We start from the raw sequence: 13,115 nt of genomic DNA, 5'->3' as shown, positions 1-13,115 counted from the left end.
AATGGAAAATGCGTTATCTGTAATCGTAAATGGGCTAAAGAGTATGCGGAAAGGCAAAAACAGGGGAAAAGCTGAAACCCAGATTATACCATTCCACCGATTTTCAACACCGGGTATTTGTGCTCGGCAATCCCAATATTAACTAAATAATCAAAACCATTTCATCACTACGCTGCTATGCGGCGGGAGGATTATTGTGTCACCAACCATATTGGATATGTGTTGCGGCAGCCGGATGTTTTGGTTCGACCGCAATAATCCCAATGTTATTTTTTGCGATATCCGGCGAGAGCGTCATATTTTATGCGATGGCAGGGAGTTGAATATTGAACCGGATATTATCTGTGATTTCCGCGCCCTGCCATTTACCAGTAATTCATTTCAGTTAGTTGTATTCGATCCGCCTCATCTGGAACGAGCAGGTGAAAACGGTTGGCAGCGGAAGAAATACGGCATATTGGATAAAAATAATTGGCGCGATGATTTAGCACAGGGATTCAGGGAGGCATTTAGAGTATTACGCCCAGCAGGAACACTGATTTTTAAATGGAATGAAACGCAAATCAAAACCAGTGAAATATTAGCGCTGGTATCTCAATCACCATTGTTTGGCCACCCGTCAGGAAAAAGGGCAAATACACATTGGGTGGCATTCATGAAGGAGAGTCCCTCATGCAATACACCCCATGGAACCCAAATCCAAAAGCAGTTCTCAGAGTTAACGACCTCTACCCCATTCCGACACACTGCCGATATTGTGGCAGGCACGTGATGATTGAGCATCATCTGAATGTATTTAAACGTATCCATGACAACCGCTGGCCGTGGTTATACCACTGCTGGACATGTGGTGCGCGTGTCAGCATGCATCAGGGAACGGATATCCCGATGGGGTCACTGGCGGATAAACCGACACGGATAGCGCGTCTATCAGCCCATCAGCATTTCGATTACGTCAGAGAAAAATGGAATTGGGCGCGCACGGAGGCGTACCATTGGTTAGCAAAACAGCTAGACATTAGTCCTAGCAAATGCCACTTCGGCTGGTTTGATACTGATATGTGCGAACGGGCAGCGAATATATGCAGGGAGTTTAAATAATGACTGATTTTACATCACTGGCAGACGGCGGCGAATTATCCCGTGAAACATGGAATGATTTTGTTAATCGCCTCAAATATCAACATAAAGGGGCTGGCGTTGACCAGCATTTTACAACGAACCCATCATTCACAGTGAGAGAACGAGTTAAAGTTGTTGGCCTCGAAGATGATGAGATAGGCATATATTGCGATTGTTGGGAATATTACTCCATTGAGGCGGCATTAGATAGTTTTGAAGATACACAGAAAGAAAGAATATTTAAACACGCCCAAGAGGAATATTTATCTGATTGGTCAGAATTAGATGATCACGACAAAGCTGAATGCATAATATTTGTATTAGAGGATGCCTATGTTTTCCACTGGAAATATGACTACAGAACCGTAAACACGCATTTAACCCGTGAAGCTGCCGAAAAATTTATTCAGCGCAAGCAACATAACTACGAACAACTATCTGTTTATGTCGAATCTTTCTATTGGTGCTGGGAAATGCGCACACTAATTGATGGGATATTGACGGGTAAAATTAAATATACAGGTGATGATAATGACTAATTCAGATTTATGCAAAGAAGCGTTTGAGTTGGCGCGGGAAATGAAAAAACGTAGTGAATTAGCGTTGTTAGCATACGATAGTTTTATGAAATCAAACAGCGATGCTGATAGATTTAAATTCCAAGCAGCGATTGATTATCTTGATTTAATGAGAGCACCTAAGAAGTTAATCACACTTTGCGAAGCAGTAGAAAAGCTCGCTGAATATGAGATTATTATTAATGCGTACCATCAGGATGATGCGGACTGGCATAAATTGGCTGACATAAATGGTGCTATTATATGTGCATTAGTTGATGGAATTGTCAAGCTGCAATCGAAAGTATCTGAATATGAAAATATGGCGCCTGTGGCTATATAATTTAGCTGATGGTAAGGTTTATAAAAGCATTGATGATATAGGTGATAACAAAAGCATATTTGCAGTAAATCTATACCGCCACCCAAACAAATAACGAGAATATAGCCATGAAACAAGTTCAAGCAATGACGACTTTGGTCTTAATTGATGGAGTAACTTATCAATTAGTGTTACCAAAAAATATTATCGCGATTCAAGCCCAACAAGCATTAATGATGGTTAAAGAGTTTGGCGGTCTCATTATTCCATGTGATTTTGCAAATATTAACCCTATGGAGGCAGATGGATTGCCATTTAATATAAGTAACAGTAGGGATGGAGAATGAAATACAGCCTCATCGTAGCTGATCCCCTGTGGCAATATAATAACGCAGCCAGCAACGGAGCCGCCAATAACCACTACTCTACTACCGATTTTTATTCCCTCACCCGATTACCCATAGAACAAATAGCCGCTGAAAATTCCGTACTCTGCATGTGGTACACGGGGAACTTTGCATTGGAAGCTATTAAGCTGGCTGAGGCATGGGGATTTACAGTTAAGACCATGAAGCTGTTCACGTGGATAAAGCTGAATAAGTTAGCGATGGAACGTATCAATAAGGCTATTCGGGAAGAAAGGCTGTTCGATGCTCATGACTTTATGGAACTGCTCAACACCGAAACACGGATGAACGGCGGCAACTACACCCGCAGCAACACCGAGGATGTATTGATCGCCGTTCGTGGTAATGGACTGCCACGACAAAGCGCCAGCGTGAAACAGGTTATTTATTCGTGTCTGGGTGAACACTCGCAAAAGCCGCGAGAAGCTCACTACCGATTAGAGCAATTATACGGTGATGTACCACGCATTGAATTATTTGCCCGTGAGACAGTCGAGGGCTGGGATTTATGGGGTAATGAGTCACCCCAAAATAATATCGAATTTATTAGTGAGGTTAAATTCACCACCAATGACTAACAAATTCGAGAACGGAAAGAGTGTCGGTTGACTATTTAGCGTCAACCGTTTTGCAAATTAAATCGAATTTGTCAACCGAGCATCATGAATAACCAATCATTCGAGAACGGACGACGACAGGTGGCGAGGGAGTGCCTGAATGAGTTAAACAACCTACCCAAATACGACGATGTCGCAGTCGCCGCAATTCTCGATAAATACACCCCCAAATTTAAACCACTCAACCACATGAAATTCAGCGCTAAATCAGTGCTGGCGTATTATGTGCGGATGATTCAGAAGGAGATGAAGGATGGATAGATATCCCCTGACATTTGCGGAAGCATGTAATTTTGTTGGGGTCTCACCACCAACATTACGGAATTGGATTAGAACAGGCCGATTAGTGGCAGCCAGAAAAGACCCAACTAAAAAACAATCCCCCTATCTTATCACTCGTCAAAATTGCATTGCCGCATTAAACAATCCGATCCACACTGTAACCGTGAGCGCGGTTGACGCTAAGGAAGGTAACAAATGTCAATATTCCGCAGAAACAAGACTTGGTACGCCGACATCACGATCTCGGGCGGCCAGAGAATTAAACAGTCTCTTGGCACAGAGGACAAGCTGCAAGCGCAGGAACTGCACGACAAATTAAGGTCTGACTTATGGCGAGTTGATAAACTGGGGGATTATCCTGACGTCATATTTGAGGAGGCCTGCGTCAGATGGCTGGAGGAAAAGTCTGATAAAAAATCTCTTGATACTGATAAGAGCTTGATGGGTTTTTGGTTGGAGTGTTTTTCGGGATGTTTATTAAAGAATATTACGTCAGCGAAAATTTATGCCGCTGTTAGCAAATTACAGAATAGAGCAACATTAGCGAGATGGCTGGCAAAAAAAGAGACATGCATCAGAAAAGGGAAGGATATCCCTGCTTATGTTCCTAAACCAGCGGCGCAGTCCACTAAATCATCATATTTGGCACTAATAAAATCTATTCTCAGAGCCGCTGAGCGGGAATGGAAGTGGATTGATAAGGCTCCAATCATAAAAGTAAACCAGCCAAAAGGTAGGCGCATCCGATGGCTGGAGCCACACGAAGCTGTTAGATTGATATCTGAATGCCCTGAACCCCTTAAATCTGTTGTCAGATTTGCACTAGCAACAGGACTAAGGAGATCAAATATCATCAACTTGGAATGGCAGCAAATTGATATGCAACGCAAAGTGGCGTGGGTGAACCCCGAAGACAGTAAGTCAGGAAAAGCGATAGGGGTCGCTTTAAATGACACTGCCTGTCAGGTTCTTCGAGATCAGATTGGTAATCACCACCGATGGGTGTTTGTGCACAAAACAGCATCAATGAGAAGTGATGGAACCATGACGCCAACAATCAGAAAAATGCGTGTTGATAATAATAGATCATGGAATTCTGCATTGAAAAGGGCAGGGATAGAAGATTTCCGGTTTCACGATCTACGCCACACTTGGGCTAGCTGGTTGGTGCAGTCAGGTGTTCCATTATCCATTTTACAGGAAATGGGAGGCTGGGAGTCAATCGAAATGGTTAGACGTTACGCCCATCTAGCACCTAACCATTTAACCGAGCACGCGAAACAAATAGATACGATTTTTAACAGTCACGTCTCATCTGCGTCCCAAGTGGCAGTTAGTGACAGAGAAATAAGCATGTAACCTATTGATTTAATTGGTGGGTCGTGGGAGGCTCGAACTCCCGACCAATTGATTAAAAGTCAACTGCTCTACCGACTGAGCTAACGACCCAATTAGATAATTTTGATTTTGATATTTAAATGGTGGGTCGTGCAGGATTCGAACCTGCGACCAATTGATTAAAAGTCAACTGCTCTACCGACTGAGCTAACGACCCATTCTAAATATCAATGTGATACTGGAGACGAAACAACCCGATGAAGTGGTGGGCGATACCAGATTCGAACTGATGACCCCCTCCTTGTAAGGGAGATGCTCTACCAACTGAGCTAATCGCCCACTTCACGATGACTATTACCGACATCAATACCACTGATTCATGATTGGTGGGCGATACCAGATTCGAACTGATGACCCCCTCCTTGTAAGGGAGATGCTCTACCAACTGAGCTAATCGCCCAATCATAAAATCATTTTTATCACTACGAGAAATATGGTGGGCGATACCAGATTCGAACTGATGACCCCCTCCTTGTAAGGGAGATGCTCTACCAACTGAGCTAATCGCCCCGTCGTGATGGAGTCGCATTATAGGGATAGTTCGAAGTGAGTCAACGCTTTTTATCACTAAAACAATCGTTCGTCGTAAAATTAAACAGAATGAAACAATTATAATCACGATATGGTATCATTTAGATACGTTATTTTAGCTTTTCTTAATAACCTGCCGTTAACGCCATTGAGGAATTGAAGTGCAGTGATAAAATAACTCCCACTGTTGTTACTTCAATCATCCAACACGCTCTCTAATAAAGAGAAACGTAATTAAGGCAATTCCTGATGAGTAAAATTAAAACCCGTTTTGCACCAAGTCCTACTGGCTATCTGCATGTTGGTGGTGCGCGTACTGCTCTTTATTCCTGGTTATACAGTCGCCACAATCAAGGTGAATTCGTTCTTCGCATCGAAGATACTGATCTGGAACGTTCTACCCAAGATGCCATCGATGCAATTATGGACGGGATGAACTGGTTAAATCTGAATTGGGATGAAGGTCCTTATTATCAGACCAAACGTTTCGACCGTTACAACCAGGTTATTGATGAAATGTTAGAGCAAGGTACGGCTTACCGCTGCTATTGCTCTAAAGAGCGTTTGGAACAATTGCGTGAAACTCAGATGGCTAATGGTGAAAAACCACGTTATGACGGGAAATGCCGTGATAGCGAGTGCCAGCATAGTCATGATGAGCCACATGTTGTGCGTTTCCGCAACCCACAAGAAGGTTCTGTCATTTTTAACGACAGTATCCGTGGCCCGATTGAATTCAGTAACCAGGAGCTGGACGATTTGATCATCCGCCGTACCGACGGTTCACCAACTTATAACTTCTGTGTGGTCATTGATGATTGGGATATGGAAATCACCCATGTTATTCGTGGTGAAGACCATATCAACAATACCCCACGTCAGATCAATATCCTGAAAGCGCTTGGTGCACCTGTCCCAGAATATGCCCATGTTTCGATGATCCTCGGCGACGATGGTAAAAAACTGTCCAAGCGCCACGGGGCAGTCAGCGTAATGCAATACCGTGATGATGGTTATCTGCCAGAAGCACTGTTGAACTATCTGGTTCGTCTGGGTTGGTCACATGGCGATCAGGAGATTTTCAGCGTTGAAGAAATGACTAAGCTGTTTAGTCTCGATGCCATCAGCAAATCTGCCAGTGCATTCAATACAGAAAAACTGCAATGGCTGAACCATCATTATATTAATACCCTGCCAGCGGAAAAAGTTGCTGTACATTTAGCATGGCATATTGAACAACAAGGTCTTGATACTCGCACGGGGCCTGAACTGGTTGATTTGATCAAACTGTTAGGTGAACGCTGCAAGACGCTGAAAGAAATGGCTGAATCTTGCCGTTATTTCTATGAAGAATTTGCCGAATTTGATGCAGATGCGGCGAAAAAACATCTGCGTCCTGTTGCTCGCCAGCCATTAGAAGTTGCCCGTGCGAAACTGGCAGCCATTACTGAATGGACACCTGAAAATATCCATCACGCCATTCAGGCAACGGCTGACGAACTGGCAGTTGGGATGGGTAAGGTAGGTATGCCACTGCGTGTTGCGGTAACAGGTGCGGGTCAGTCTCCAAGTGTTGATGTAACGATCCATGCTATTAACCAAGCTCGTTCATTATCTCGTATTGATAAAGCCCTGGCTTATATTGCTCAGCGTGAAGCGCAATAAATCGTCATTTATCGATGTTACGTCATAATGTGGCGTGAATAATGAAATGAAAGGCACTCAATTATTGCAGTGCCTTTATTTTTGCCCTCCCAATGGGTCATTGATGGCTTTTTCAGCGTTTACACGGGGAATATTAATGAATTCATTGACAGAATTCTCCGGTTTTCATATGATTCGCCCCGTTCTACAGGATTTTGATTTGGGGCTATAGCTCAGCTGGGAGAGCGCTTGCATGGCATGCAAGAGGTCAGCGGTTCGATCCCGCTTAGCTCCACCAAATACTTATCTTATTTACTCATCAGAGATAAACAGTATCTGGCATTCAAAGTCCGAACCACATTCGTGGGGCTATAGCTCAGCTGGGAGAGCGCTTGCATGGCATGCAAGAGGTCAGCGGTTCGATCCCGCTTAGCTCCACCAAGATTCTGAAATCCCTGAAAACGCAAGTTTTCAGGGATTTTTCTTATCTATCCGTATTAACCATCCAATCAAGATATAAAGTCAATTATTAAAAATTTGGCGTAACTTTCATCACTTATTGTATTCCCTATTGCGCCGTATAGCCCCCATCAATCGCATAAAATGCGCCAGTCGTAAATGAGCTTTCGTCAGACAATAGAAATGCTACCGTTTTGCCACTTCTTCTCTGGTTGCCATGCGTTTCATTGGGTGACTATTTGCCATCCACTCTCTGATGTCTGTTGGCAGGGTTTGCATATACGGAGTATCAACATAACCTGGTCCAACTGCATTGATGCGAACACCTTTATCTGCAAACTCCAGGGCAGCCGAACGCGTTAAACCAAGCACACCATGTTTAGCCGTTGTATAAGGTGCAATACCAGGAATGCCTACAATCCCATTAGAGGAAGAAAGGTTAACAATAGCTCCGCCTCCACTTTGAAGGATAGCCGGAATACCATATTTCAAGCCAAAAAATGTTCCGCTGAGATCGGTATTAATCACATCATTCCAATCATCAATGGAATAATCACAAATAGTGATACCATGCGGCCCAGTAATACCCGCATTATTGACCAACATATGCAATCCACCAAATTGCTTTACTGTGTTGTCAATCAATGCCTTGACTGAAAGATGATCCCTGATATCTGTTTCCATTGGGATCACATATTGCCCGGTGGGATCAAGCTGTTTTGCTTTCTGTTTAGCACGGGAATATTGACGCCCAGTAATAATTACCGTCGCTCCGCGCTGGAATAGTTCTTCTGCAATGCCCTCGCCAACGCCCGTTGTCGCACCTGTAACAATCGCAATTTTCCCGTCAAAATAGTTCATCATAATCCTCCGTATGGATGTGGCTCTCCATATAGATGCATGTGATTGGAAACCACCCAATATTTTAATTAATCACGCAGGATATTAATGCTATCAGGGAAATGGTTAAGCGATTTATGTCACTGATTTAATCATCATAAATAAAAAAGTTTTATCCATCAGGAGCCTTTCAACGGTTTTACCAGAGAGTCCAATCCTTCAATTTTAATTGCAAGCGTTATCTCCATCAACTCGCCCAGTTTTCCCTGTGGGAACTCCCCTTTGCGCGCAAACCAAAGTAAATACTCTTCCGGCAAGTCAATCAACATTCGCCCTTTATATTTACCAAATGGCATAGCTGTATTCGCTATTTCCAACAAGTTTTCTTTGTTCATCATATCAACCTCATTACCTCACTATGAGTATAAAAAAGTGGCGCCTGCTTCCAGAACGCCACTTTCTATTGTCTTCTGTCAAACCCAATGAAACAGATTAGATGCTCAAAATCAGCCCGGTAATTGCTGCGGACAGGAAGCTCACCAGCGTTGAACCAAACAGTAATTTCAAGCCAAAGCGCGCAACAGCATTACCCTGTTGTTCATCCAGCCCTTTAACCGCACCAGAAATAATCCCAATGGAGCCAAAGTTAGCGAAAGAAACCAAAAATACGGACAGGATCCCTTTCGAATGTTCACTTAGTTGAGCAGATATCTCTTGCAAGCTCTGCATCGCCACAAATTCGTTGGAAACCAACTTGGTTGCCATGATACTGCCGACTTTCAGCGCTTCATCACTTGGAATACCAATGATCCATGCAAACGGATAAAACACATATCCCATACACTCCTGGAAAGTAATACCAAAGACCAGATGGAAAATTGCGTTAACTCCTGCAATCAAGGCAATAAAACCGATCAACATCGCAGTGACAATCAAAGCAACTTTGAAGCCCGCCAAAATATAATCGCCCAGCATTTCAAAGAAACTTTGCCCCTCATGGAGGTTGCTCATATGAATATCTTCTTCATTCTCAACAGAATAAGGATTAATGAGAGATAAGATGATAAAAGTGCTGAACATATTCAGTATCAGTGCCGCGACTACATATTTTGCATCCAGCATCGTCATGTAAGCACCGACAATAGCCATAGATACGGTAGACATTGCCGTCGCCGCCATCGTATACATCCGGCGTTCAGACATCTTGCCCAGCACATTTTTATAAGCAATAAAATTCTCTGATTGCCCCAAAATCAATGAACTCACCGCATTAAATGATTCCAGTTTACCCATACCGTTAATTTTAGACAGCACAGTACCAATCACACGAATGATAATGGGTAGCACTTTGATGTGTTGCAAAATACCAATCAGGGCGGAAATAAAAATGATAGGACACAATACATTCAGGAAGAAAAAGGCCAGGTTCGCTTCTATCATGCCACTGAAAACAAAGCTGGTACCTTTTGCAGCGTAAGATAATAGATGGACAAATAAATCGTCAAATCCTTTAACTATCCCCAAACCCACGTTAGAATTCAGGAAGAACCATGCCAGAAAGAGTTCGATTATAAGCAACTGAATAATATAACGAATCTTAATTTCCTTCCGGTTATTACTCGCCAAAACCGCCAGGCCGCCAATGACGACCAAAGCGAGTAAAAAATGTAAAATATGAGACGTAGTCATAAAGAAGAGCTCCAAACACGATTCTGTGCAAATTTAGATCTGTATTTTATGTAACACATGACAGTAAAGTTTGATGATTATCACGTTAATTTACTATTCAAGTGACTACAAATCTCTATTTAGCTAACTCGATCACATTTTAATAATCGTCTCCCTAAGTGGAATGCGTATTATTCCCCCAATAAACGGAGCATTTCCTCTTCATCAATCACAGCAATTCCCAGTTCATTGGCTTTAGCTAACTTGGAACCCGCAGCTTCACCTGCAATAACCAGATCTGTTTTCTTAGATACACTTCCTGTCACTTTTGCGCCTAAGGCTGTCAGCTTATCTTTAGCTTCGTCTCGGGATAAACGGCTCAATGAACCCGTCAATACGACTGTCTTACCAGCAAATGGACTGTCGATTTCATCAAGGTTCAGGCTTTCAGTCGATTGCCAATGGATACCAATATTGTTAACTAGATCATCAATTACCACCTGATTGTGTGGCTCATTAAAGAAATTCACAACATGGCTGGCAACAACACTTCCTACATCCTGCACCGCAATCAGGGCTTCAATGTCCGCTGCACGTAATTTTTCTAACGTGCCAAAATGAGCAACCAGATTGGCGGCAGTCGCTTCACCCACTTCACGAATACCCAAAGAGTAAATAAAGCGTGCAAAAGTGGTTTTCTTCGCTTTCTCCAAGGCATTAATGACATTTTGCGCAGACTTAGGCCCCATTCGCTCAAGACCTGTTAATTTTCCGGCTGTCAGTCGGAAAAGATCTGCCGGCGTTTTGACATACTCTTTATCTACAAGCTGCTCAATAATTTTTTCACCCATGCCATCAACATCCATGGCACGGCGGGAAACAAAATGTTTCAGTGCCTCTTTACGCTGCGCTCCACAGAACAAGCCTCCGGTACAACGAGCAACCGCCTCACCTTCAACACGCTCTATATCTGAGCCACAAACCGGACAATGTATGGGAAAAATCACTTCCTGAGTATCTGCTGGCCTGTTTTCATGAACGACGCTCACGACTTGTGGGATAACATCTCCGGCACGACGAATAATCACCGTATCACCAATACGCAATCCCAGACGATCAATTTCATCTGCATTATGCAGCGTGGCATTACTCACCGTAACACCGGCCACCAATACCGGCTCCAAACGAGCAACCGGAGTAATGGCGCCAGTACGCCCTACCTGAAACTCGACATCACGGATGATAGTTATCTGCTCTTGGGCCGGAAACTTGAAAGCCGTCGCCCAACGTGGCGCTCGGGCAACAAAACCCAACCTTTCTTGTAATTCGAGGGAATCGACCTTAACGACAATACCATCAATATCAAAGCCCAGTGTCGGCCGCTTCTGCTCAATGTCATGGTAGAAATCCATCACTCGTTGAGTACCCTGGCATAACTTCACGTTGTCATTGACAGGCAGCCCCCAGCGCTTGAATTGCATCAGACGTTCATAGTGACTCGCTGGTAACTCTCCGCCTTCCAGCACACCAACCCCATAACAATAAAACGTAAGTGGACGTTTGGCAGTAATACGTGGATCAAGCTGACGCAACGATCCAGCCGCCGCATTACGGGGGTTGGCGAAAACTTTATTGCCTGTGCGACGCGCTTCTTCGTTGAATTTTTCAAACCCAGCTTGCTTCATAAAGACTTCACCACGGATTTCGACGCGGGCAGGAATATTGTCCCCTTTCAAACGCAAAGGAATAGCACGAATGGTACGGACGTTGGCGGTAATATTCTCCCCCGTTGTCCCATCGCCACGCGTCGCAGCCTGTACCAATTCCCCATTTTCATACAGCAAACTGACCGCTAAACCATCAAGTTTTAATTCACAACAAAACACTAAATCCTGGCTGTTTTTCAGACGATCACGTACGCGTTTGTCAAACGCCAGATAGCTTTCTTCGTCAAATACGTTATCCAAAGACAACATCGGGATCTCATGGCGTATCTGCTCAAATACTGTTAACGGCACTGCACCCACACGCTGGGTAGGAGAATCCGCAGTAACCAGTTCTGGATACTGCTCTTCCAGCACTTTTAATTCTCGCATCAAACGATCATATTCTGCATCAGGGATCTCTGGTGCATCCATAACATGATACAAATATTCGTGATGACGTAATGTTGTTCTTAATTCTTTGATTTTTTGGATGATATTTTCCATGATTTCTCACCAGAGATGAAAAACCCCCGACTAGCGGGGGCTTGATACTAATAAAAAGAGGGGTTATTCACTGACATTGAGCGTATCACGGATACGCGCCTTATAGAGTTCGATCATCTGTGGTGTCAGCAACTTGCGCTCACCATCCAGAACAACGCCTCCCACATCAGCAGCAATGCGCTGCGCCGCCTGTAACATCAGTTTAAAGTTCTGATTGGAATCACCATATGAAGGTACAAGCATAAATATGGAAACGCCAGGAGTAGTGAAATCGACCATTTGGTCTGGATCAAACGAACCCGGTTTTACCATGTTAGCTAAACTGAACAACACAGCACCGCTACCCGATGGGTTTAGATGGCGATGAAAAATATTCATCTCACCAAACCGGAAGCCTGCCTGTAAAATGCTTTGGAACAGCACTTCACCATTCAGTTCTTGCCCATGATGAGCGGCAACATGCAACACCAACACGGTCTCTTTTTTAGTCTGTTCAGATTTAGACTGTGCTTCATTTTTCGCTGTCTTTGATTGCCCGTCCACAATGTCAAAGTCTGACTCTGCAACTCTGGCTTCTTTTGATTCAGCGGATTCAATCGGATCAAACAAGCCAAGTTGTGGTTCTTCTTGTTGATCATCGACACCTTTCACCTTGACTGTAGAAGCATCGGATTGATGCCTTGTAAGTAAAGGATCTGTACCATCATCAGGCACTATGGCTGACGATTCAGGCGCATAACGTTCGATAACCGGCCCTGCACGATGTTCAGCCTGCGGTTGCGTCGACTCCTGAACATTCGATTTTGGCGTATTATCAAACAGCTCTTCGCCATCATCATCTTCTGGCTCTTCCTGACGCCCCTGTTTATGACGTTTAACTGGGCGATCACGAAAGAGTGATGAACGCTCTTTACGGCTGGTCCACAACCCATGTAATAGCAAAGCTATTATGGCTATCGCACCAACAACGATTAATATCAGACGCAAATCCTGCATCATTGCTATCTCTGTTGTTTAAATTAATTGCCATCACGGCGGAATATTCTTTAGATAAGAGT

The 13,115-nt window shown here is 43.7% G+C and carries 12 protein-coding genes, 7 tRNA genes and 2 pseudogenes; 11 read left to right on the top strand and 10 right to left on the bottom strand.

What is annotated here, in order from left to right; translation table 11 throughout:
• Window positions 1–217: 217 nt before the first annotated feature.
• The 8 genes and pseudogenes from WDV75_RS15150 to WDV75_RS15115 all read left to right on the top strand — a co-directional run.
• A pseudogene (locus WDV75_RS15150) lies at window positions 218–673 on the top strand (SAM-dependent methyltransferase); the annotation flags it as partial.
• Window positions 674–771: 98 nt separating this feature from the next.
• Window positions 772–1,101: a zinc-finger-containing protein gene (locus WDV75_RS15145; protein ID WP_338860054.1), complete on the top strand. Its 330-nt coding sequence runs from the start codon at window positions 772–774 to the stop codon at window positions 1,099–1,101.
• Window positions 1,101–1,661 carry a hypothetical protein gene (locus WDV75_RS15140; RefSeq protein WP_338860025.1) on the top strand — a complete coding sequence of 187 codons (561 nt, stop codon included), beginning with the start codon at window positions 1,101–1,103 and terminating at the stop codon, window positions 1,659–1,661. The genes WDV75_RS15145 and WDV75_RS15140 overlap by 1 nt, the downstream gene beginning before the upstream one ends.
• Window positions 1,654–2,022 (top strand): hypothetical protein, encoded by a 369-nt coding sequence (locus WDV75_RS15135; RefSeq protein WP_273572399.1) that lies wholly within the window; start codon window positions 1,654–1,656, stop codon window positions 2,020–2,022. The genes WDV75_RS15140 and WDV75_RS15135 overlap by 8 nt, the downstream gene beginning before the upstream one ends.
• 107 nt (window positions 2,023–2,129) lie before the next feature.
• A complete protein-coding gene (locus tag WDV75_RS15130) occupies window positions 2,130–2,348 on the top strand; it encodes a hypothetical protein (protein WP_273572400.1) in 219 nt (72 codons plus the stop codon).
• Entirely contained in the window at window positions 2,345–2,986 is a 642-nt protein-coding gene (locus WDV75_RS15125) for an MT-A70 family methyltransferase (protein WP_338860052.1), read from the top strand. The genes WDV75_RS15130 and WDV75_RS15125 overlap by 4 nt, the downstream gene beginning before the upstream one ends.
• A gap of 292 nt (window positions 2,987–3,278) precedes the next feature.
• Window positions 3,279–3,626 carry a helix-turn-helix domain-containing protein gene (locus WDV75_RS15120; RefSeq protein WP_273559521.1) on the top strand — a complete coding sequence of 116 codons (348 nt, stop codon included), beginning with the start codon at window positions 3,279–3,281 and terminating at the stop codon, window positions 3,624–3,626.
• Window positions 3,509–4,666, top strand: a complete 1,158-nt coding sequence (locus tag WDV75_RS15115) for a site-specific integrase (RefSeq protein ID WP_273559530.1) — start codon at window positions 3,509–3,511, stop codon at window positions 4,664–4,666. The genes WDV75_RS15120 and WDV75_RS15115 overlap by 118 nt, the downstream gene beginning before the upstream one ends.
• A 14-nt stretch (window positions 4,667–4,680) precedes the next feature.
• Here WDV75_RS15115 and WDV75_RS15110 read toward each other — a convergent pair.
• The 5 genes from WDV75_RS15110 to WDV75_RS15090 form a co-directional block, all read right to left on the bottom strand.
• Window positions 4,681–4,756, bottom strand: a tRNA-Lys gene (locus tag WDV75_RS15110).
• A 30-nt stretch (window positions 4,757–4,786) separates the two neighbouring features.
• Window positions 4,787–4,862: transfer RNA gene (locus WDV75_RS15105), tRNA-Lys, on the bottom strand.
• A gap of 46 nt (window positions 4,863–4,908) precedes the next feature.
• Window positions 4,909–4,984, bottom strand: a tRNA-Val gene (locus WDV75_RS15100).
• Between the two features lie 45 nt (window positions 4,985–5,029).
• Window positions 5,030–5,105: transfer RNA gene (locus WDV75_RS15095), tRNA-Val, on the bottom strand.
• Between the two features lie 34 nt (window positions 5,106–5,139).
• A tRNA-Val gene (locus tag WDV75_RS15090) sits at window positions 5,140–5,215 on the bottom strand.
• A gap of 270 nt (window positions 5,216–5,485) precedes the next feature.
• Between WDV75_RS15090 and gltX the strand changes: the two genes are divergently transcribed.
• From gltX to WDV75_RS15075, 3 genes are all read left to right on the top strand, one after another.
• Entirely contained in the window at window positions 5,486–6,901 is a 1,416-nt protein-coding gene (gltX, locus tag WDV75_RS15085; protein WP_273559520.1) for a glutamate--tRNA ligase, read from the top strand.
• A gap of 201 nt (window positions 6,902–7,102) precedes the next feature.
• Window positions 7,103–7,178 (top strand) — tRNA-Ala (locus WDV75_RS15080).
• 67 nt (window positions 7,179–7,245) lie between these two features.
• Window positions 7,246–7,321: transfer RNA gene (locus WDV75_RS15075), tRNA-Ala, on the top strand.
• 127 nt (window positions 7,322–7,448) lie between these two features.
• Here WDV75_RS15075 and WDV75_RS15070 read toward each other — a convergent pair.
• From WDV75_RS15070 to zipA, 5 genes and pseudogenes are all read right to left on the bottom strand, one after another.
• Window positions 7,449–8,203 (bottom strand): annotated as a pseudogene (locus WDV75_RS15070) (SDR family NAD(P)-dependent oxidoreductase).
• A 155-nt stretch (window positions 8,204–8,358) separates the two neighbouring features.
• Window positions 8,359–8,574 carry a DUF3820 family protein gene (locus WDV75_RS15065; RefSeq protein WP_189760475.1) on the bottom strand — a complete coding sequence of 72 codons (216 nt, stop codon included), beginning with the start codon at window positions 8,572–8,574 and terminating at the stop codon, window positions 8,359–8,361.
• Between the two features lie 97 nt (window positions 8,575–8,671).
• Entirely contained in the window at window positions 8,672–9,868 is a 1,197-nt protein-coding gene (locus WDV75_RS15060) for a NupC/NupG family nucleoside CNT transporter (RefSeq protein ID WP_273559518.1), read from the bottom strand.
• A gap of 170 nt (window positions 9,869–10,038) precedes the next feature.
• Window positions 10,039–12,057 carry an NAD-dependent DNA ligase LigA gene (ligA, locus tag WDV75_RS15055; protein WP_273559516.1) on the bottom strand — a complete coding sequence of 673 codons (2,019 nt, stop codon included), beginning with the start codon at window positions 12,055–12,057 and terminating at the stop codon, window positions 10,039–10,041.
• 63 nt (window positions 12,058–12,120) lie between these two features.
• On the bottom strand, window positions 12,121–13,056 hold the full coding sequence (gene zipA / locus WDV75_RS15050; protein WP_273559514.1) for a cell division protein ZipA: 936 nt from the start codon (window positions 13,054–13,056) through the stop codon (window positions 12,121–12,123).
• Window positions 13,057–13,115: the final 59 nt, after the last annotated feature.

The sequence above is a fragment of the Xenorhabdus griffiniae genome (genome assembly GCF_037265215.1).
GTDB classification, from domain to species: domain Bacteria; phylum Pseudomonadota; class Gammaproteobacteria; order Enterobacterales; family Enterobacteriaceae; genus Xenorhabdus; species Xenorhabdus griffiniae.
The sequence above is the reverse complement of the archived record's forward strand: the minus strand, read 5'-3'. Positions and strand labels throughout refer to the sequence as shown.